The 20,381-nt window shown below is 44.4% G+C and carries 18 protein-coding genes; 12 read left to right on the top strand and 6 right to left on the bottom strand.

Features of this window, described 5'->3' with window-relative positions:
* Positions 1-100 precede the first annotated feature (100 nt).
* A complete protein-coding gene (locus RXX31_RS02630; RefSeq protein ID WP_317587534.1) occupies positions 101-703 on the bottom strand; it encodes an arylesterase in 603 nt (200 codons plus the stop codon).
* Between RXX31_RS02630 and RXX31_RS02625 the strand changes: the two genes are divergently transcribed.
* The 3 genes from RXX31_RS02625 to RXX31_RS02615 all read left to right on the top strand — a co-directional run bounded on the left by RXX31_RS02625 (position 702) and on the right by RXX31_RS02615 (position 5,627).
* Positions 702-1,394, top strand: coding sequence for an ABC transporter ATP-binding protein (locus tag RXX31_RS02625; RefSeq protein WP_317587533.1), 693 nt, complete (start codon positions 702-704; stop codon positions 1,392-1,394). The two genes, RXX31_RS02630 and RXX31_RS02625, sit on opposite strands and share 2 nt — an antisense overlap.
* On the top strand, positions 1,394-3,850 hold the full coding sequence (locus RXX31_RS02620) for an ABC transporter permease (RefSeq protein WP_317587532.1): 2,457 nt from the start codon (positions 1,394-1,396) through the stop codon (positions 3,848-3,850). The genes RXX31_RS02625 and RXX31_RS02620 overlap by 1 nt, the downstream gene beginning before the upstream one ends.
* Positions 3,851-4,193: 343 nt before the next feature.
* The gene (locus RXX31_RS02615) at positions 4,194-5,627 is read left to right on the top strand and encodes an FAD-dependent oxidoreductase (RefSeq protein ID WP_317587531.1); all 1,434 of its coding nucleotides are present in this window, start codon (positions 4,194-4,196) and stop codon (positions 5,625-5,627) included.
* A 48-nt stretch (positions 5,628-5,675) separates the two neighbouring features.
* On the opposite strand, the gene RXX31_RS02610 is transcribed toward RXX31_RS02615, so the two are convergent.
* The 3 genes from RXX31_RS02610 to RXX31_RS02600 are packed head-to-tail and all read right to left on the bottom strand — an operon-like array spanning position 5,676 to position 8,046.
* Positions 5,676-6,611, bottom strand: coding sequence for a biotin-dependent carboxyltransferase family protein (locus RXX31_RS02610; protein WP_317587530.1), 936 nt, complete (start codon positions 6,609-6,611; stop codon positions 5,676-5,678).
* Complete coding sequence (locus RXX31_RS02605) at positions 6,608-7,291, bottom strand: allophanate hydrolase subunit 1 (protein WP_317587529.1); 684 nt, start codon at positions 7,289-7,291, stop codon at positions 6,608-6,610. Before RXX31_RS02605 ends, RXX31_RS02610 begins: the two co-directional genes overlap by 4 nt.
* Entirely contained in the window at positions 7,291-8,046 is a 756-nt protein-coding gene (locus tag RXX31_RS02600; protein ID WP_317587528.1) for a 5-oxoprolinase subunit PxpA, read from the bottom strand. Before RXX31_RS02600 ends, RXX31_RS02605 begins: the two co-directional genes overlap by 1 nt.
* Before the next feature lie 614 nt (positions 8,047-8,660).
* Between RXX31_RS02600 and galE the strand changes: the two genes are divergently transcribed.
* The gene (gene galE / locus RXX31_RS02595) at positions 8,661-9,680 is read left to right on the top strand and encodes a UDP-glucose 4-epimerase GalE (protein ID WP_317587527.1); all 1,020 of its coding nucleotides are present in this window, start codon (positions 8,661-8,663) and stop codon (positions 9,678-9,680) included.
* 587 nt (positions 9,681-10,267) lie between these two features.
* Positions 10,268-11,155, top strand: a complete 888-nt coding sequence (locus RXX31_RS02590) for a LysR substrate-binding domain-containing protein (protein ID WP_317587526.1) — start codon at positions 10,268-10,270, stop codon at positions 11,153-11,155.
* Positions 11,156-11,472: 317 nt separating this feature from the next.
* Here RXX31_RS02590 and RXX31_RS02585 read toward each other — a convergent pair whose 3' ends face one another.
* A complete protein-coding gene (locus tag RXX31_RS02585) occupies positions 11,473-14,106 on the bottom strand; it encodes a bifunctional acetate--CoA ligase family protein/GNAT family N-acetyltransferase (RefSeq protein ID WP_317587525.1) in 2,634 nt (877 codons plus the stop codon).
* A 243-nt stretch (positions 14,107-14,349) separates the two neighbouring features.
* On the opposite strand from RXX31_RS02585, the gene RXX31_RS02580 reads away from it, so the two are divergent.
* The 4 genes from RXX31_RS02580 to yciH all read left to right on the top strand — a co-directional run bounded on the left by RXX31_RS02580 (position 14,350) and on the right by yciH (position 16,869).
* Complete coding sequence (locus RXX31_RS02580; protein WP_317587878.1) at positions 14,350-14,919, top strand: SPOR domain-containing protein; 570 nt, start codon at positions 14,350-14,352, stop codon at positions 14,917-14,919.
* Between the two features lie 150 nt (positions 14,920-15,069).
* A complete protein-coding gene (locus tag RXX31_RS02575) occupies positions 15,070-16,059 on the top strand; it encodes a D-alanine--D-alanine ligase (RefSeq protein WP_317587524.1) in 990 nt (329 codons plus the stop codon).
* Positions 16,060-16,172: 113 nt separating this feature from the next.
* A complete protein-coding gene (locus RXX31_RS02570) occupies positions 16,173-16,553 on the top strand; it encodes a DUF3319 domain-containing protein (protein ID WP_317587523.1) in 381 nt (126 codons plus the stop codon).
* 4 nt (positions 16,554-16,557) lie between these two features.
* Positions 16,558-16,869: a stress response translation initiation inhibitor YciH gene (gene yciH / locus RXX31_RS02565; protein ID WP_317587522.1), complete on the top strand. Its 312-nt coding sequence runs from the start codon at positions 16,558-16,560 to the stop codon at positions 16,867-16,869.
* A 259-nt stretch (positions 16,870-17,128) separates the two neighbouring features.
* Here the strand turns inward: yciH and RXX31_RS02560 are convergent, their stop codons facing one another.
* On the bottom strand, positions 17,129-17,497 hold the full coding sequence (locus tag RXX31_RS02560) for a DUF3693 domain-containing protein (protein WP_317587521.1): 369 nt from the start codon (positions 17,495-17,497) through the stop codon (positions 17,129-17,131).
* Between the two features lie 188 nt (positions 17,498-17,685).
* Here RXX31_RS02560 and RXX31_RS02555 point away from each other — a divergent pair, with 188 nt between their 5' ends.
* The 3 genes from RXX31_RS02555 (at position 17,686) to RXX31_RS02545 (ending at position 20,319) form a co-directional block, all read left to right on the top strand.
* Positions 17,686-17,901: a hypothetical protein gene (locus tag RXX31_RS02555; protein WP_317587520.1), complete on the top strand. Its 216-nt coding sequence runs from the start codon at positions 17,686-17,688 to the stop codon at positions 17,899-17,901.
* A 3-nt stretch (positions 17,902-17,904) separates the two neighbouring features.
* Positions 17,905-19,929 (top strand): replication endonuclease, encoded by a 2,025-nt coding sequence (locus tag RXX31_RS02550; protein WP_317587519.1) that lies wholly within the window; start codon positions 17,905-17,907, stop codon positions 19,927-19,929.
* A gap of 84 nt (positions 19,930-20,013) precedes the next feature.
* Positions 20,014-20,319, top strand: coding sequence for a chemotaxis protein (locus RXX31_RS02545; RefSeq protein WP_081281059.1), 306 nt, complete (start codon positions 20,014-20,016; stop codon positions 20,317-20,319).
* Positions 20,320-20,381 lie beyond the last annotated feature (62 nt).

The raw sequence follows: 20,381 nt of genomic DNA, 5'->3' as shown, positions 1-20,381 counted from the left end.
AGCATAACCTAAAGTTAAATAACACTTATTGAGCTAGACCATTAAAAGTAGGGTATGTTGACCTTTCGAGCGAAAATTCACCGCGAAAGATAAACAAATCCTAGAGATGTTTAATCAATTCTTGAGCTACAAAATCAGCGATCCACGGCTGAGCCTCGGGTTTTGGGTGCAAACCATCGTCCATCATCCAATCCGGCTTTGTCACTACGTGCTCAAGAAAAAATGGCATTAACCGAACTTGCTGGTGTTCCGCCAATTTTGGATAAATATCGTAAAACATGTCACTGTATCGTTGACCATAGTTAGGCGGTACACGGATTTGCATCATGACGACTTCCGCTCCAAAATCTTTGATCATAGTAATCATTTTGGAAAGATTTGACGTAATAAGATTAGGAGGGAAGCCACGAAGGCCATCATTAGCACCCAATTCGATTAATACGATGGAGGGGGAATGTTGTTCCAGAAGTTGCGGCAAGCGGGCCAGGCCGTTACCTGTGGTATCGCCAGAAATGCTGCCATTAATAACTGTTACATTTTGGCCATGTTCTAACAAAACGTCAGGGAGTAAGCTAGGCCAACTTTTCTCAATCGGCATATTGTAACCAGCACTCAGGCTGTCACCCAAAACAAGCAGTTTTTCGTTCGCCAAGGCCGTAACGGAAAAACAGAAAAAGAGAACTAAGGAAAGTAATCGAATCATGCAAACACCTGTACTCAAAGCACCTATTGTTCAAGCGAATTTAGTTTCTAAACAAGTCTCTACTAATAACGAACGATTAACAATCCTTAAAAATGTAAATATTGACATCAGAAAAGGGGAAAAAATAGCGATCGTCGGAACCTCAGGTGCAGGTAAATCAACGCTAATGACATTGTTAGCCGGTCTGGATACGCCAACATCCGGAGAAATTACTCTGCTGGGAAACGAACTTTCCAAGCTAGACGATGAAGCGCGCGCAAAAATTCGGGCTGATTCGTTAGGCTTTGTTTTTCAGAGTTTCTTATTGATCCCTAGTCTGACAGCGCTGCATAACGTGACTCTGCCATGTTTACTTCGTGGTGATGCAGAAGATGAGTCTAGAGCGTCAGAACTACTCAAAGCGGTTGGATTAGAGAAACGTCTTGACCATTTACCTAGTCAGCTTTCTGGCGGTGAGCAGCAGCGCGTTGCGCTTGCTCGTGCATTTATGACGCAGCCGGAGCTCCTGTTTGCGGATGAGCCTACAGGCAACCTTGATCACCAGACGGCCGACAAAGTGATTGAGCTGTTATTTGATCTCAACGAACAGCATGGCACCACGCTTATCTTGGTGACGCACGATAGTCATTTAGCCGATCGATGTGATCGTATTTATCGCATGGAGGCGGGTGAGCTTAAGGAGGCAGTATAATGTCTGCAGTATCTTCAAGCGACCAAAGCTCAACAGAGCAGAACGTCACACAGAAACACTCTTCAACCAAAAGTTTAATTCGTTGGAGTTTAGGGGAAATAAAACAAGGCAGTCTTTGGCCTATAAGCGTGGCACTTGTTCTTGTTATTGCCAGTATCTTTGCTCTTTCTGCTTTGGCCTCAAGGATGGAGCAGGTTATAGTCAAACAGGGGAAAGATGCGTTAACCGCCGATGCGGTATTTGTGTCTGCCAATCCTCTCACAGAGTCGATTTTAAGCTCGACTGAAACGCTCGAAACGTCACAAATGACACGGTTTCCAACCATGGCGTTTAGTGATAACGGCATGCAATTGATATCCGTACGTGCGGTCGATGAGCAATATCCATTAATGGGTGACTTAGTTCTAGATAACAACCCTTCAGGACGTTTAAAAGCGGGAGAGCTCTGGCTTGATGAACGCATCATGGCCCAGTTGAATGTCGTAAAGGGTGACAGTGTCACTATTGGTGATGCGGAATTTACCGTTTCAGGCGCTGTTTTGATGGAGCCAGGTTTAAGTTTTAATCCATTTCAGCAAATGCCTTCCGCGTACATCCATCAACGTGATGTCGCGAAAACGGGCGCGATACAAGTCGGTAGTCGAGTACAATATCGTCTGTTTATTAAAGCGGACGATAGCACACTCAAAAAACTACAAAACACCACTGAATTATCACCAAGTGATCGATGGCGAACTCAGGACAGCTCCAACCGCAGTAACGAAATATTCGAGAGAACAACGCAGTATTTATCACTTACTGTCGCGATTGTGATCATCATGGCTGCCACCACATTGGTGCTTACCTGCCAGAACTACGTAAATAGCCGGACGCAAACCATCGCTATGTTAAAGAGTCTTGGCGCTAGCCGACGTTGGATCGAAAAATGGCTATTGATTCAAGTAGCTATTTTACTGGTTAGTGCCAGTGTTGTCGGTCTTTTATTGGGAAGCGGACTGGAGTACCTGTTACGTATTCCATTGAAAGATTTGCTACCCGATCCACTACCTAGTTACGGCGTCACACCATTTCTGGTTGCTTTCATATCAGCAGTACTGATCACTGTACCAGCACTGGGGATTCCGCTGTTAGGACTAATTAGAACACCCGCTTTAGAGGTGCTTCAGCAAGGTAAAGCACAGCGCTCCTGGAAAACGATGCTGTTAGTATTAGTGCCGGTTATCCCTTTATTAGCATTGTACGCAAACAACACATTGGTGTGGATCGTTCTCATCGGTATTGCGGCACTGTTTATCGTTCTCGCTTTGGTGAGTGTTTCGCTGACTAAGTTGTTTGCAAGGTTTTCAACACGACCAGCAATGAAACTAGCTCTGAGCCGAATCAACCGAACACCAGTTACCAGTGGGCTACAGTTTGGTGCGCTGGCGTTATCGCTGATGCTGTTATCTATCATCTGGTTGGTTCGCAGCGATATCTTGGCGGACTGGGAAAGAACGCTTCCCGCTGATGCACCCAATGTGTTTGCTTTAAACATCGCTGAATATGAACTCCCAACGTATTTGGAAACGCTAGATAAAAATGGCGTTACGCGGTCACAAGCCTTTCCTGTTATCCGAGGACGTTTAGCCGAAATTAACGGCCAAAATGTCAAAGATCGTGAGTATGAGGAAGAAGAGCCTGGTGCGATCAGGCGCGAACTCAACCTGACTTGGGGAGATAGCCTGCCAGAATACAATGAAGTAACTGCAGGGAAATGGACGAACAAGGAGAGCGTTTCAGTAGAAGCTGGGGTAGCAAATGAGCTTGGCATTGAATTAGGCGACAAATTACGCTTTGTTATCAACAGCCAGAATTTTGATGTTACTGTAGATACGATACGTCATGTCGAATGGAGAGATATGAAGCCTAACTTTTTCTTCATATTCTCTTCCGATGTGATGGAAAGTATGCCTGGTTCATACCTCATCAGCTATCGAATTACTGAAGAGAAGCAAGAGCTGTTAACATCGATGTCCCGTTCACATCCTACGGTATCGGTGTTGGATATCCGTACGATGGGGGAAAAGATTCAAGCATTGATCCAGCAAATCGTATCTGCGATTACGATACTGGCCTTACTGGGCGTCGTAGCGGGTCTGCTATTGATCTTTACCTTGTTGCGTTTGAGTTTATCACAGCGTCAGCAGGAAATTCGTCTGTATAGAACGTTAGGATCGAGCAAAAAACGCATCAGTACCACGTTGTGGGCTGAATATGGGATAATGGCGTTAATCGCAAGTAGTGTGGCTGTCTTCGCGGCAGAGCTTTGTGTTGCCGCAGTGATGACGTATGGACTTGAACTTAATACCCAGATACACCCTGAACTGTGGATAGCTTTACCGCTTGCGACCTTCGTGACGTTAGCATTGGTTGTCATGAGCTTACTGAAAAGATTGCTAACGCCAATAAACACTTAATTGTTCAATCTCTAATACAGTGATAACTCATCCATGACAGTTTTATTGTAGTTATCCACAAAAACAGTGGATAACTTTTGGGATAACTGAAGAGTGCAAAAAGTAGGGTATTTCGACAGGCTTTGCGCCGTGGGTGTTGTGGTAAATATCTTATTCACACCGGCTAAAAAATTGCTTTTACAAAGAACGCAGTCAAGTACTTTTTTGCACTTTTTTTTCGTTTTAAAAACAGGTTTTGAGGCCTATGCAAACCCATGAACTTTTTGTGATTTTAATCATGCTAAAAGACGAGTAGAATTAACCACTAGTAAAGAATTTCCCTTATAAAGTATTCAGTGAAGCAATGAAGTCTGAGTTTCCAAGTTATAAAGAAAAACACATCGTTGTCGTTGGTGGCGGGGTAGCCGGAGCCACAGCAGCCATTCATTTTGCAGAGCTAGGGTTTAAAGTATCCGTGATTGAAAAGGGGGTGTCCTTAGTCAATGGACCACCAATCTGTCATTTGCATGCGGGCGGTAACTTGTATCGAGAGATCTCTGAGCAACAGTGTTTAGACTTGCTATCTCAATCGATTGATACCGTTCGCCTGTATCCACTTTCGCTGAATATTCGTCCAACCATTATTGCTGTACCACATTCTGATGGTGGTGATCCTTCGACGCTCATCCCTCGTCTTGAGGTAATTAAGAACGCTTACCAAACATTAGTGGATAAGGATGAGCGTAACCGGGTGCTTGGCGAGCCAGACGAATACTACAAATTGTATTCGAAGGAAGAGTTAATCGAGCTTTCAAAGCGCACTCAGCCAGCCAATCCGGTCACCTTCGATGACTGGACTATACCGTTTGCTCAGCACGCAGACTTAGAATCATTGAAATACCCGGTTGTCTCGGTTCAAGAATATGGCTGGAGCGTTTTCCGGCTTGCTGCTATAGCATCCCTAACTTTAGAACAGCTACCTAATGCTCAGGTGATCACTCAAGCTGAGCTTAAACAAGCTGAGTGGGCGAGAGATCACTGGCAGTTGAGCTATCAACACAACGGCTCGAACCATGAGTTAAACTGCGACTATCTGGTCAACGCGTGTGGGTTTGAAACCGGTTCCGTCGACAATGCGGTCGGAGCGAAGCGTGACCGACTGGTTGAGTTTAAAGCTGCGTACATTACACAATGGCAAGCGTGTCATCAGCAATGGCCAGAAGTTATTTTTCATGGTCCCCGCGGTACTGATAAAGGAATGGCACAGTTGACGCCCTATGGCGATGGGTATTTCCAACTGCACGGCATGACGAAGGGGATTACGTTGTTTGATGACGGGTTGGTCGCAAGTACCAGTATCTCAGCTCAACCTGAACTTCCAAGTCTTCTCCTGTCTAAAATTCGTCAGGGTTGGCAAGAGAAAGCACTTGAGGCGAGAACTAACAATGCCATTCAGCATATGGCTCAATTTATCCCGTCATACCACTCGGCAGTTAAAGGTGGTAAAGCGTTATTTGGTGCGCAACAAATCCCAGGTAGCGACCCAGTATTAAGGGCGGCCGATGTCACTTTTGAGCAAAATAACTACGCGCGTGTTGAAATCGTAAAAGCGTCTTCTACCTTATTAGCAGCACAAAAGATACTGCAGCATTGGTTTGATATTGAACCGCAACAAGATGTCGAGTCACAACATCCAGTCGCGGTACATTGGAGTGAGCAAGAAGTCGAGCAATATGCAATACAGCTGACCCAAGAACGAGATTATCCTAAGTCTCTGGCTGAACGTTACGGAATGTAACGGTTTAAATTTAGTGCTGTTCGCTTTTTTCCTTGCTGATCATTGGGTTTAGTAACCGAAAAACTGAGCCCATTGACACCACAAGTCCTGCAACTTCAATCTATCGCCTTTGACGAAACTCACCTTTTGGCCTGGTTTTGCTTGCGCGAGTCTTGGTAGATCTATTCTTGCGACACACCCGAGTTTAGGATAACCGCCGATTGTCTGATGATCATTGAACAGGACGATCGGGTTGCCATCATTAGGAACCTGAATTGCGCCAAGCGCGATGCCTTCTGAAAGTATTCCACCGTAAGGTGGTTCTATCGCATTGCCCTGGAGACGATATCCCATGCGATTAGAATCTGGTGAAATCGTAAACTCACTTGAGTAAAACGTATTTAAAGCCTCATTGTCGAAGTCATTGCTTTGGTAGCTTTCTATTACTCGCAACTCAACCGGCAAGTTATAATCTGGCTTAAAACGAAAGGTCATTTGTCGCGGTTTATGCTGTGGTAATCGATGTGAGGTAAAGGGTAATACATTTCCCGATTTTAACGCACTACCTTGAGCGTCCAATCCCCCTAGTGACTCTCTAGGCACCGTTGATGAACTACCAAGATGCTCAGCAATATTGAATCCACCTTTTACTGCGAGGTAAGCACGCAATCCGTTTTTAGGCATGCCGAAATGCAGCTTTTGTCCTGTTTTGAGAATAAAGTCAGACCAATTCGAAATGGGTTCGCCGTCAACTTTCGCATTTAAGTCACCTCCACAGATAGCGAGATGGCAGTTATGTAACGCGACAAAAGTGGCATTGCCTAATGTTATTTCGATTGTGGAGCAGTTTACCGGGTTTCCGAGTAGGTAGTTCGCCCAGCTATAAGCATAATCGTCGACAGGACCACCTTGAGTAATACCTATATGCGCCAAACCAAAGCGACCAAAGTCTTGAATCAGAGACTGAGGCCCTGGTTTTTCAACCAATAATCCAGCAGCACTCATAAAATGCCTCCTAACTCGATAAACTCTTGTTTATTTATAGCAAAAAACGTCACCCTGTCACCAACATCAAACGGGATAAAAGGCGGTGTATCAGAAAACAAAGCAATAGGGCTTCGGCCAATGATATTCCATCCTCCCGGACTCTCTGATGGATAAACGGCGGTTTTACTGTCTGCAATGCCTACGCTACCTGCAGGTACGAGAGTTCTTGGGGTGGTAAGTCTTGGCATGATGAGCTTGTTACAAACATCGGAAAGAAATGCAAAACCTGGTGCAAACCCGATAGCTGAAACGCTGTAGTGAGTTTGAGTATGCAAATCGATCACGTCTTGCAAAGACAACCCACCATCGTTGAATCGACCTAGATCTAATGCGGTTTCTTCTGAGTAATAAACCGGGATAGAAATATCGTTTGGTTGCCGACGGTCATACTCTTTAGGATCGAACTGACGAATAATCCGGTTTACTGTTTCGATCAGAGCGTTTTCATCGACGCGAAAGGGCAAGTAGTCGATTAGTATGGTTCTATAGGAAGGAACAACATTCATGGTAACACTTGCCAGTTGCTCTCTTATTTGGCGTGACAGTTCTCCGATGTAATCCTCAAGAACACTATCCTCGAATTTTATAAGGATACTGCACTCTGAGACTGCCGAAATACGAAACATTTTTTGTTGCATTAACTCCCTCCAGCATAGAGGCTCTGACGTATTTTCTTTATCAAAGCAATGGACTCTTCGTTATCCCCGTGCACACAAATGGTGTCTGCTTCAAGAAGGATATAATTGCCCGATGCGGTTTTTACACGACCAGACTCACCCAGCATACGCACTTGCTCCAGAATTGCGTGTTCTGTTTTTAACACCGCATTAGGTTGCGTTCTTGGCGTGAGCATACCGTCATCTTGATACAGCCTATCTGCAAATGCTTCGAATAGGAGAGGAACATCAAAATCATCGGCAATTTCTAAATATTTTTCATTCTCTTGTGATGCGAGAATCATCAACGGCACTTTAAAAAGTGCAGCGGCTTTCACAACGGCTCTAAAGATCCCATCGTTTTTCATCATGTCGTTGTATAACGCGCCGTGAGGTTTGATATAGCCGATATCGGAATGCTGGGCTCGGCAAAGCGCTTGTAATGCCCCGACCTGATAAACAACCATGTTAGTGATCTCATCAGCGGTCATACTCAGTGAACGTCGGCCAAATCCCTGTATATCCGGATAGCCAGGGTGGGCACCAATTTCTACATCATTCATGTTGGCGAGAGTGATCGTGTCATGCATCACGTTCGGATCGGATGCATGAAATCCACAGGCAATATTGGCCATATCAACATGAGGCATTACCTCCTCGTCGGCACCCATTATCCAAGAACCAAAGCTCTCGCCCATGTCGCAATTTAATGTGAGTTGTTGTTTATTCAATGTCATACGTTCAATTTTACCCAAGTCATAAACTGACGATGCAGGAAGAAGAGCCCGGCTTCAGTGATTCAGTTCATTATTTCAACATTTAAACCAGGCTAGTGTCGTTACATAAATGACGGTTTAGATTATTTGAATTGATTAGAATTTTCACGTAATTCATTCAATTAAGTCTATTTTTAACGCCGTTTGCGATGGACTTACCAAGCAACGCTTCACGTTAAATTAAAGATGTGCTTAATGTAAACGACAAGAAAAAGTTTAGTTTAATTCTGTCTGAGCTTGTTAAATACCTCACTCACCATGAACCACTAACTGGGCTAGCCAGTCGTACTAAATTCAACGCTAATCTAGGAGAAATGGTACGAAGTTCAGTCGGCGTCAAAAAGGCGCTTGATGTATTTTTCTTAGATGGATCCAAAGCAATGAATGGGACCTAGGTTAATAACACTGGCGAGTCATCTTAAGTAGACAAACGAAAAGTGCTGATACAGCCATGCAGTAAGCTAAAAAAGCCGAAAAAGGACCGGAAATTTAATGGGATATGAGTTGTTGGGGACTATTTAAATTAATGCGTTAAAGCTATAGACTATCCTGATTCGCGTCAGAAGGAACATAAAATGAAAGTACTTGTTACAGGCGGTATGGGCTATATCGGAAGCCACACTTGTATCCAAATGATTGAAGCTGGTATGACACCAGTAATTTTAGACAATCTGTATAACAGTAAATCTGCCGTATTGCATCGAATTGAGAAAGTGTGTGGCGTAAGCCCGAAATTTATTCAAGCCGATATTCGCGATAAAGCGGCGTTAATAGACGCGCTTACCAGCAATGAAATTGAAGCGGTGATTCATTTTGCAGGCCTAAAAGCCGTGGGAGAATCTGTCGCTAAGCCGTTAGAATATTATGACAATAACGTAAACGGTACACTGGTGTTAGTTGATGCTATGCGAGAAACCGGCGTTAAATCGCTAGTATTTAGCTCTTCAGCGACGGTCTATGGTGATCCTGCATCAGTGCCAATTACCGAAGATTTTCCAACAAGTGCAACAAACCCATATGGGCGCAGTAAATTGATGGTCGAAGAGTGTCTGACCGACTTTCAAAAAGCGAACCCAGATTGGAGCATCACTCTTCTTCGTTATTTCAATCCTGTTGGTTCTCATCCGACTGGAGAACTTGGCGAAGACCCTCAGGGCATTCCAAACAACCTGATGCCATTTATCTCACAAGTAGCAGTTGGCCGCCGTGAGTTCCTTTCTGTATTTGGTAACGACTACCCAACTCCGGATGGTACTGGTGTGCGTGACTACATTCATGTTATGGACTTATCTGATGGACATGTAGCGGCGTTAGACAAAGTCGGTCATAAAGCAGGATTACACACTTATAATTTAGGAACAGGCAAGGGTTACAGTGTTCTTGAAATGGTTGAAGCTTTCCAAGTTGCAAGTGGAAAAGAAGTACCATACAAATTAGTTGATCGTCGACCTGGTGATATTGCGGAATGTTGGGCGGATCCTTGTAAAGCGGCCACTGAATTAGGCTGGAAAGCGTCTCGAACGCTTGAAGAGATGACAAGTGATACGTGGAGATGGCAATCTAACAACCCACAAGGTTACCCTGACTTGAATTAATGAATTTAACAATCTAACAACAAAAAAGGCGCATTTCTGCGCCTTTTTTGATCTTAATCTTAAAAATCGTAAATTTGAGGTTAAAAGGTAGCAACGAATCCTAGACGTGTTAAACTATGCGCGATTTCAAGGCTTAGTCTTTAATTTCTCATAATCACTGGGGTAGTAGTTCATGGAACTCGGTCTAATCATCGCTTTCATCGTAGCAGCAGCTGTGATGGTTAAAAAAGAGATGGCACAACAGTAAGTTTTTATTTTACATACTTTTCTTTACCTTTTAGAAATGAAAACTTTGTAAAAAGCCAGCTTAATGCTGGCTTTGTTGTATCTAGCCGAAAATAATTCATTTTAATAAATGTTATCCCTGGAACCGCTCATCTACCAAGTCCTCTACCACAAGTTACCTTTCATATCTGACGATTTAACAGAAACTAAAACGATCTTCCCGATGGTTGTACACTCAGCCTCATTGCAAAATAAGCATTTCTCGTCATTGTTAATCAATGTGTTATATTGTCGTTTCTTGATTTCTTAACTGTCTGTATAGACACTATTAATGTGATTTTTGTCATATAAGGGAAGTGAATGTGCACAGTCCGATCACTTTAGAAGCACTCCATATACTGGATGCGATAGACCGAAGAGGCAGCTTTGCTGCAGCAGCCAATGAATTAGACAGGGCGCCTTCGTCACTTAGCTACCAAATTCAAAAACTTGAGCAAGATCTGGATATCATTATTTTCGACCGTTCCGGCCATAAAGCTCACTTTACCGAAGCCGGTAAACTCATACTTGAACGCGGTCGAGAGATATTAAAAGCCAGTGAGAAGTTAGTAAACGATGCGACGGTATTAGCGAATGGATGGGAATTAGATATCACCGTGGCATTCGACGGGATTATTCCCGTTTCTAACTTTTTTCCGATGGTGAATGCGCTTTCTGAAGTCAGCTCTACTCGCGTCCGGTTACAAGAGGAGATTCTGGCAGGAGGTTGGGAGTCACTTAATACAGGTCGCTCCGATCTACTGATTTGCCCATCACTGGACACACTGCCGCAGGAAGTTAAATCAGAGAAAATTGGTAAGATGACCATGCTCTGGGTCGCGGCTGCAAATCACTATGTACACAAACGCAGTGGTGATTTTAATGAAGCAGCGAGAGAAAAGTACCGTATTATTGCGATCGCAGACACTGCTCGAGAGCAACCGGCACTCTCGATGAATATTATACAGAAGCAACCAAGACTGACGGTCACCAATTTCACAGCGAAGGTAGATGCACTCAGAGCAGGCTTAGGAATCGGAACACTACCAAGCCAAATCGCTCAACCACTGATTGATAGTGGCGAGCTTAAGCTGATCGAAGGTACTGAGCCATTACCCATGGATGTCATCCTGGCGTGGCGTCGAAATACAATGGGAGAGGCTAAATCCTGGTGTATTCAATATTTAAAGAAGAATTGGGCGTTAAAGTAACACTGTCACGTTTATTGCTTAATTTACATTCCCTCAATGAATAAAGCCCAGCTGGAACGGCTCTAATTAACATAGAGGCCGTATACGACTCAATGCCAATCGTTAAATGATCTTATCCGAGTCATTCCAGCGAGCCCTAGCGAGACTAGGAATCTAATAGCAGCGCACTGAACAGCTAATGAAATAACTTTGGTCATAAAGTGCGCGGAATTTAGATCCTGAATCACGCTCCTTCGTCGCTGTTCAGGAAGACGGGAGACTTAAACATACCATTCGCTGTTAAACGAATGGCATTAGTACACGACTGGGCTTTCTTACTAGCTTAAGGGTAATACCATATCCGCTATACCATCCTCAAACTGAACATCAATATCAAATCCAAGGCTTTGTGCTAACATCAGCATTCCTCGATTAGTCGGCATCGTCATCCCTGATATTTGCTTAGTACCTTTGACTTGGCAATAGCTAATAATTTTTTTCATCAGCACTTTTCCAAGCCCTTTTCCTTTTAGATCGGAGCGGATCAGAATAGCAAACTCAGCGTCGCTATTATCGGGCGTGATCAATGCACGTGCGACCCCGATAATTGACGGACCGTTCTTATCAAATGCGACCGCAACAAACGCCATTTCTCTGTCGTAATCGATTTGAGTAAAGTTAGCCAACGCCTCGTGGTTAAACTCACCAACTTCGGAGAAAAATCGCTTGTAGAGGTCTTCTCTGGATACACTATTGATGAATTGCGCATGTAGCGGCTCATCTTCAGGCAAGATAGGACGAAGCAAAACAGGTTGACCATCACGCAGAGTGACCGTTTCAACAAACTCTGCCGGGAAAGGGCGGATAGCAAGACGCGTTTGAGCATCGCCTTCATATCTTGTTAGCGTCAAATCCGCATCAATGATTGTTAAATCGTTTCCAGACACAAGCACTGGATGGATGTCCAGTCTATGTATTTCTGGTAACTCAACCGCCATCTGGGAAATACGAACCAAGAATTTTGATAGTTCAGTAATATCGAAAGCATCTTTATGCTTTTGCAAGCGGATCTTACCTGACTTTAAAGCAACCACGACTAAATAACGCGCTAGAGTCATGTTTAATGGAGGTAACGCAGCCACGGCATCTTGTGCAATGTTCCACTCAGAACCGCCCTGACCAAGCAGAATCACGGGGCCGAATACTTTGTCGACAGCAATACTGATTCGTATTTCTTCAGCACTGCCAAGTTTAGCCATACCTTGCACTAAAAGGCCATGGACATTGGCAGATGGGTAACTGAGTTTTACAGCATCTAAGATAGAATTTGATGCACTCGCGACTTCATTGCTGTTTCTTAGGTTGAGTGCAACACCGTGAACGTCTGACTTGTGTGGGATATCTGGAGAACGAAGCTTCACCGCCACCGGATAACCTATATTTTCCGCCATATGTACCGCTTCTATCGCATCAGATGCGATCCAGGTCGGCAGTACATTGAAGCCAAACAGTTTAAAAAGTGGGCTAGTTTGGTGTGTATCTAACGCTACTGTGTTTTTATCCAGCAATCGTTCATTTACCCATTCCATCGCAGAGTTGATGCTTCCCGAGTGTAACGGTTCTGCCGTTGTTGGCGTTTCCATCAGCTGCTTTTGGTTTCTTCTGTATTCCACAAGGTGCATGTACGCTACGACTGCACTTTCAGGTGTCCGATAAGTCGGTATCCCTGCCTGAGTAAAAGCAAGACGAGCCTCACGGGAGGTTTGTTCGCCCGACCAGTTAGTCAGGATGTTAAAGTGCTTATGCCTCGGATGGGACTTGATCGCCTCAATGACATCATATGCCGTATCCAGAGGGTCGGAGACCGCAGACGGACTGTGCATGATCAAAATCGCATCCGCACAATCGTTATTCATTAACGCATTGACCGTATCGACATAGCGTTTTTTGGTCGCATCACCAGAAAGGTCAATAGGGTTGGTCTCTCTCCAGTTCGGTGGTAAAACGGCTCTCAATTGCTCGGTTGAGGTTTCATCAAGCGTCGCTAAATTGCCGCCTCGTTCGAAAAGCGTATCCACGGCCATTACAGAAGGCCCACCACCATTTGTGATTATCGCCAGACGTTCTCCACGCAGGGGGACAGAGTGCGTTAAGGTTTCTACTGCGGCAAATAACTCGTGAGTATTACTCACCCTCAACATACCCGTTCTGCGTATTGCAGAATCATAAATAATGTCTAAAGTGTCACCATCTTGCTGCTCAAGCGTATTCATCTCTTTCGAGCGTCCTGCTTTTAGCACCAGAATACGGCGATTTCGTGAAGCCGCCCGAGCCGCTGACAAGAATCGGCGAGCATCACGTATAGAGTCAACGTAGAGAAGGATAGCTTCGGTATGTCCGTCCATACTCAAATGGTCAAGCAGATCAGCGAAATCAATGTCTTGACCCCGCCCAATCGAGATAAACGAAGAAAAGCCGATATTTTTATCGTTCGCCCAGTCTAAAACGGTAGTACAAACGGCAGCAGACTGAGAGATGAAGGCGATCTTACCGGGTTTGGCGGCGACGGGAGAAAACGTACAGTTGAAGTTGTGCCAAGGGAGAATAATGCCGAGGCTGTTCGAGCCTAATACCCGGATATTCATTGCAGACACATCGATGATTTGCGCGTCGTCGGAAATCACGATTGCAAATTGAGTTCCGCGTTCATCTAACTCTTTTAAAAGGCTTTCGTTACGAGAAGCATTTGTACATAGGATCGCGATATCAGGGGTTAAGGGTAGGGAAGCGATGTCTGGGTAAGCGATAACGCCTAAGACACTTTTGTGCTTTGGCGTCACTGGCATAATTGCGCCACCAAAGCCACTTTGGAGGAGGTTGCGCATAACCACGTGCCCAGCGCGCAATTCTCTCGGTGATGCGCCAACTACCGCAACTGAATCAGGTTTAAAAAGCTTATGTAGTTTATTCATGCAGATTCCTTGCCTTTAACGCGATATTGCGTCGAGCGTTACTGTATGGATAACAACAATCATAAACGAATACGTCTTGGAGAAAACATACGAAAGATAAACATCGCAGAAATTCTGTACCAAGCATGTAGAGTTTGTGTCATTCATCACATCAAATAGGCAGATTATTGTATTTGATGCTTGATAATCGAGGCGCCTATCGGCATGATTTATCGTAATATTTGTTCAGAGCGTTTGTTATTCATGAAAAAGACCGCAATCATCGGCTTAACCCTTCTTCTTTCCGCTTGTGCATCTGAAAATTACACGACAGATGTTACCTCCGAGAGTTACCGAGAAGACTATTCATCAGATACGATATCAAAGCCAATTATGGCATCTGAAAATGCAGTCGTTGAGAAAGACGTAACACCAACAGTGGTTAAAATGACGCCTCAAACTCAAGAGAAAAAGGTTGTAAAGCTGACACCAAATGATCAGATAAAACCGGTTAAGATCTTGCCTCCAAGCAATAAGCAATCGACAATTCAGCGCTTCGGATACACAATTCAAATTGCTGCAGTCGGCAGTGAAGGCAAAGTTGCTCAGTTTGTGAATAAATTACCGCAAAGTGAACAACCAATCTGGGAGAACTACAAAGTAGTTAATGGCACCAAATGGTATTCCATTTTATACGGTGATTACGCTACAAGTGCCGAAGCTCAGCAGGCGATTTCATCGCTACCAGCTGAATTCCGTCAGTTAAAGCCATTTGTTAAAAGCATCGATACGATTAAAAACTCAGCTTATCCGACGCTTAACAAGCTCAATTGATCAAGCTAAAGTAGGGAGCATATCGCTCCCTTTTTATTTTGTTTAAATCGTACCCGAACGAAACGCCTCACAGTAAAATAACTGTACGTCACTTCTCAAAGGGTTATCATAAAAGCAAATATCTTTTGTAGGTCACGGAAAGATTGATTCATGATTAAAAATATTCTTCTATTATGCGGTGGTGGTTCTTCAGAGCACGAGATTTCCTTGCTGTCAGCGAATTTTGTTGAGCAACAACTGAATCTTATTGAGAACGTCAAAGTTACTCGCGTAGAAATCAAAAACGAAGGTTGGATGACCGATCAAGGCGAACTGGTTTACTTAGATCTCAATACCAAATGCTTGTGTTCTAACGACTCTAATCAAGAAATCGACTTCATCGTACCATGCATTCATGGCTTTCCTGGCGAAACAGGCGACATTCAATCCTTGTTTGAAATTTCAGGTATTCCTTACCTCGGCTGCGGACCAGAAGCGAGCAGTAACAGTTTCAACAAAATCACATCAAAGCTTTGGTACGATGCGCTAGGTATACCAAATACACCATACCTATTCCTGACTAAAAATAATGAGCAGGCTCACATTCAAGCACAGCAAGCGTTTGATAAGTGGGGGAAAGTGTTTGTTAAAGCCGCAAGACAAGGTTCTTCAGTAGGCTGTTACAGTGTCACGGATAGAAATGCTCTTGCTGATGCGGTTAACGCCGCTTTCGGCTTTTCGGACCAAGTGCTCGTAGAAAAGTCGGTTAAGCCTAGAGAGTTAGAAGTTGCCGCTTATGAAATGAACGGTGAGCTCTATGTTACTAAGCCAGGCGAGGTTATTGCACCTGATGGCACGTTTTATTCCTACGATGAAAAGTACAGTAGCGCTAGTCATTCGCTAACTGAAATTGAAGCTAAGAATCTGACAGCAGAACAGATCGAAACAATCAGGCAAGAATCTGAGACCGTATTTAAACAGATGAACCTTCGTCATTTATCTCGTATCGATTTCTTCCTGACCGATGACGGTGAGATTTACCTAAACGAAGTGAATACGTTCCCGGGTATGACGCCAATCTCAATGTTCCCGAAAATGCTTCAAAACAACGGTCATAAATTTCATGAGTTTCTTGAAGACTGCATTAATAACTCAATGTAAATAATGTTACTTAACAACAGAGTATGTTAGAAATATTTTTGTAGAGCACCTAATTAAGTGGTGCTCGCTGAGAACGATGATTTAGCAACGCACGAAACAGATGGGTCATTGGTATGGCAGTTACGACATATAGAGGCTTTAACTTAAAATCGAGCTTGGATCGGAAAGTTTGGAAGGTAAAGATCAAAAGCCACGTTTTACAAGGCAGTCTAACCGCAGTTAAAAAGAGTATTGATTGGTGGTGTGATACCGCATCGATTATCGATCCGAAAGAATTTTCTGCTCTTGCCGCGGAGAGACAAAGCACGGCAGGAGCACAATCAGATACGTTTAACGGCTATACTTTAAAAAATGACACAGGTGAACCAAACGCATGGTACTGCATGTTTAATGGTAAACTGATTAAAGGTGGCAAAGTGGCAATTCAGCGCCATATCGAATCTTATTTAGTCGCGAAACAGAAAGCGTTGCAAACCCAACAACATAAGAAATAACAGTATGTCCTTAGTATATTCAACGGAAACCGGCCGAATTAAACCGGAAGAAGAGAAAGTTGCTCGTCCTAAAGGCGACGGTATTGTACGAATTCAACGTCAAACCAAAGGCCGTAAAGGCAAAGGTGTTTGTATCGTTACTGGATTGGATCTCGATGACGCGCCATTAAAACTGCTCGCCGCAGAACTCAAGAAAGTTTGTGGTTGTGGTGGCTCAGTTAAAGACGGCAACATTGAAATTCAAGGTGACGCTAGAGATAAGATCAAAGCCCACCTGGAAAAGAAAGGCATGACCGTTAAGCTAGCTGGCGGCTAACAATACAGATTGAATAAAAGCGTCGATGCAGACGCTTTTTTTTAACTCTGACTTTCTCACCGAATAATCGGAAGCCTTATTAACGGCTAATTGAAGATTGAGCAATCGCAGATTGATAGATCGATATTAGCTATTTTATGGTAAATAGCCATTATGTTTAATCAAGCTCTAAAAGCATACGTTCTGATAAGCACAAATTTAAAATCTGAGAGGGATAGGAGGCTTAAAGGATAAGATTTCAAGGAGCACCAAATTGTATTTAACATAACACATATAATGCGCACTGAATCGAGAATCTCACCGGACTCGAAATCACCACCGCCAAACCAGCCGCAGCCATTGATATCCCTGATAATCCAAGCCCGTTATACTTTTTTGCAATGCTTTCCCACATGCTTTTTATAGCTGGATTTTCATTGCGATCAGCGTGACAACCTAACAAAGCAAGTTCAGGGTCAATTCCTGCACCGTTCGCTAGAAAAATTGCTTCCTCATCAGACACATAGCGAATGCCTTTTCTTATTTTGCTTATCTTGTTCGGCTGCAAATTCAAATCGTGGGCAATCTGCTTGTCTTGTACGTAGTTATGAGCCTTTTTGTAGGCATTTAATAGTTCATTGGCGTACATGAGCACCTCCTTTTTTTTCCATTCTAGCCCTAAAAGTTCGATTTTTCGCATCTTGTAGATTCGATTTATCGCAATTATAGTTCCGATAAATCGAATTTTGACCGTCTCAGCTTGGGGCGTTTGCCCTTGACGCGTACGTCTTGGCTTTGGCGGTCATTCTATCAATTGAACTCGTCAAGGTGGTTGTTATGTCTCGTTCTAAGTTTGTGCTTTGTCAGGACTGTCTCAAAGTATCAATCTATTCCGATGCTCGTCATAACGAAGATGAACTGTGCTCCTGTGGCGGCCAGTTCTGCGGCTGCTCATCTTGTGACTCCCAAGCACAAGAAATTGTCGATGCAGACAAAAATCATGTTCTTCATGGTTTTTCTGATTCTGCACTTTTTGAGTTGAGCGAGGCATAAATCATGCGCGAATTGGTGGTCGACTTAGCCTCAGGTAAACACGAACACATCGAGTTTGTTCCTGTTAACTCGTGGAACTCAACCGAACATATCGAAGACAACCTGTTCAATCATCGTTTTGATTATGCCGACCACACGCGACCAGATTACCCAATGGCGGCGCGTGCCATGTCGACGTTAGATGCGCAAATCTACTCACACGATAAGTCCGATTTTATTACGCGCCCTACTTCTAATCCTTGTTTTGACCTGCCTAAAGCGTTACATCGTAACGGTGCATTTACTCCTCATATAACAAGGGCTTACACCGATATCTTGAAGACGCGTGATGCGATTCAGGCTGCAAGCGCGGTGACTGAGGCGCACGAACGTTTAACTACGCACGGTTACAGCTATGCGATGTCGGATGATGAAATTAGCGCGTTAGCTAAGCGTAAATCTCGGGATTTCTCGCGTGTTATTAACGCGATTCCTGAGGAATTCTCACAAGCTCGCTTTGATAAAGTGGTTCAGCTTCTCGACTCGCTGGGCTTGGCCTTTTCAGAAGATGTAATCAATCATGCCGAAACGAACTGTGAACTTTTTGCACTGGTGAATCGTGCGCTGGATGAACATTGGCTCGTTCGCCAGCTTCGCCGCAAGTGTGCTTACGAGGTTGAATGCGTTGCCCGTGATTTGGCACTCGTTCAACGCCGTAAGCAAGTTTATTGCTCTGACTTCTCTCTGCATCGTCAACGTGACCGCAATCGCTCTAACCGTATCGCGTTAGACAATACCGTTGCTTACGATGAAAACGATCTTTCTAACTACTTCACGTTAAGCGAACTATCGGCCAAGTCGGTTTCGAATCCCGAGGTTCGCCGTTCTGAGATGTTCGTCCGTCTGCGCGGCTTTGAGGAAATAGCACAAGAATCGAATCATGATGCGGTGTTCTTTACCGTGACGGCTCCGTCTCGTTTCCACTGCGTATCGAACGGAAGGATTAACGACAACTGGATTAACGCCAACAAACCCGACGCGAAACAGGCTCACGGCCATCTCATGTCTGTCTGGTCAAAGCTGCGTAAGTTCCTTGATAAGAACAAAGTCAAAGTGTACGGGATGCGCATCGTTGAGCCTCATCAGGACGGCACACCACATCACCACTTGCTGCTGTTTATGGAAAAGGCGCACCGAAAACTGGTGATTAACGAGTTTCGTCGCTTGGCCATGGTCGATTCACCAGACGAAAAAGGCGCGAAAAAGTTTCGCTTCAAAGCCGAGGTCATCGACTGGTCACAAGGTTCGGCGGTTGGCTACGTAGCGAAATACCTAAGCAAAAACATTGATGGTCAGCATATCGACTCGGATAAGGGATCGTCTCTTACGGGATCCGATGCGGCTGAGCGCGTTGTCACTTGGGCTCGCGTTAATCAGATACGCCAATTCCAATTTATTGGAGGTCCATCTGTCACGGTCTGGCGTGAAATGCGCCGTTTACGTGAAGAATTCAAAGAGGATGATGCTTTGTTCACCGACCTAAATCAAGACGAACACTTTCTGTTAGAGAGCGTTCGCCGCGCTGCCGATGAGGGCGACTGGAAAGCCTTCTGTTACGCCATGGGCGGTGTATTTGTAAAGCGCAATGACCAAACCGTGAAAGCGGAATACACCGTGTCGAATGCGATTGAAAAATTGATTGCCTCCGGTGGTGAATACTCTCCTACCCGCTACGGCGATATGGCTCAGGCTCGCTTAAACGGCCTGATGTTTCAGAAGGTATTTATTGCGACTCGTTTCCGTAACTGGAAGACCGAGAACAAAGAGAAATTCTTACGTGCTCAACAAGGGATCATGTCTAACGTGGTCGATTACTTTGATGCATTAGAGCGCGAACAAGAGTACCAGCGCATGTGTGATGACCTCTACAGCCAGTATGAGAAACACCTCGCGATGTATGAAGAAATGGAAGCGTTGCTGCTCACAGCACCAGAGGAAATCATGCCAGCCAATAAGGAGGGCTCCGCCCCTCCAGATTGGTGGCACTGATTTCCCTTGGACTTGTGTCAATAACTGTCTTTTCTGATTTAAACCAACAACTAAACGTAACAATAAGGGCAAACGATTATGAGAATGGAAGGTTTGATTCTGGATGAATCCGATATCACTCAAGAAACCAAGGTAGACCGTAACGGCGAACAAAAGACCAATGGCAAGTTGCGCCTCATCACCACCAACCCGACTGACACGATTGAAGTCCGTGTGTCTCCTGAACTGTGGGACAACGGCAAAGCGGGCGAACTGCTTAAACGCACGATTGGTAAGCGCATCATGTTTGACGTTGAGCATAAGAAGTTCAGCTTCGCCAATGACGACGGTAAGCACGTTGCGATTGAAGGTTTCCACCTGTACGCCCTGCCTCAGGCTGGCGACAAGTAAATGAATACTGAGTCTCGGCAAAGCGTCGGGACTCGTTGTGTGCAATTGGCATTTATTAAGGG

It is taken from the genome of Vibrio sp. EA2, from assembly GCF_033042495.1.
In the GTDB taxonomy this organism is placed as follows: Bacteria; Pseudomonadota; Gammaproteobacteria; order Enterobacterales; family Vibrionaceae; genus Vibrio.
This window is presented reverse-complemented; position numbering and strand designations above follow the sequence as displayed.

Excerpts from the sequence above, each read along its gene's own strand:
- RXX31_RS02555 (WP_317587520.1), top strand. The coding sequence starts at position 17,686 with ATGTCTCGTTCTAAGTTTGTGCTTTGTCAGGACTGTCTCAAAGTATCA.
- RXX31_RS02620 (WP_317587532.1), top strand. The coding sequence starts at position 1,394 with ATGTCTGCAGTATCTTCAAGCGACCAAAGCTCAACAGAGCAGAACGTC.
- RXX31_RS02600 (WP_317587528.1), bottom strand. The coding sequence starts at position 8,046 with ATGACATTGAATAAACAACAACTCACATTAAATTGCGACATGGGCGAG.
- RXX31_RS02575 (WP_317587524.1), top strand. The coding sequence starts at position 15,070 with ATGATTAAAAATATTCTTCTATTATGCGGTGGTGGTTCTTCAGAGCAC.
- RXX31_RS02615 (WP_317587531.1), top strand. The coding sequence starts at position 4,194 with ATGAAGTCTGAGTTTCCAAGTTATAAAGAAAAACACATCGTTGTCGTT.
- yciH (WP_317587522.1), top strand. The coding sequence starts at position 16,558 with ATGTCCTTAGTATATTCAACGGAAACCGGCCGAATTAAACCGGAAGAA.
- RXX31_RS02570 (WP_317587523.1), top strand. The coding sequence starts at position 16,173 with ATGGCAGTTACGACATATAGAGGCTTTAACTTAAAATCGAGCTTGGAT.
- RXX31_RS02550 (WP_317587519.1), top strand. The coding sequence starts at position 17,905 with ATGCGCGAATTGGTGGTCGACTTAGCCTCAGGTAAACACGAACACATC.
- RXX31_RS02585 (WP_317587525.1), bottom strand. The coding sequence starts at position 14,106 with ATGAATAAACTACATAAGCTTTTTAAACCTGATTCAGTTGCGGTAGTT.
- RXX31_RS02560 (WP_317587521.1), bottom strand. The coding sequence starts at position 17,497 with ATGTACGCCAATGAACTATTAAATGCCTACAAAAAGGCTCATAACTAC.
- RXX31_RS02545 (WP_081281059.1), top strand. The coding sequence starts at position 20,014 with ATGGAAGGTTTGATTCTGGATGAATCCGATATCACTCAAGAAACCAAG.
- RXX31_RS02580 (WP_317587878.1), top strand. The coding sequence starts at position 14,350 with ATGAAAAAGACCGCAATCATCGGCTTAACCCTTCTTCTTTCCGCTTGT.
- RXX31_RS02630 (WP_317587534.1), bottom strand. The coding sequence starts at position 703 with ATGATTCGATTACTTTCCTTAGTTCTCTTTTTCTGTTTTTCCGTTACG.
- RXX31_RS02610 (WP_317587530.1), bottom strand. The coding sequence starts at position 6,611 with ATGAGTGCTGCTGGATTATTGGTTGAAAAACCAGGGCCTCAGTCTCTG.
- RXX31_RS02625 (WP_317587533.1), top strand. The coding sequence starts at position 702 with ATGCAAACACCTGTACTCAAAGCACCTATTGTTCAAGCGAATTTAGTT.
- RXX31_RS02605 (WP_317587529.1), bottom strand. The coding sequence starts at position 7,291 with ATGCAACAAAAAATGTTTCGTATTTCGGCAGTCTCAGAGTGCAGTATC.
- galE (WP_317587527.1), top strand. The coding sequence starts at position 8,661 with ATGAAAGTACTTGTTACAGGCGGTATGGGCTATATCGGAAGCCACACT.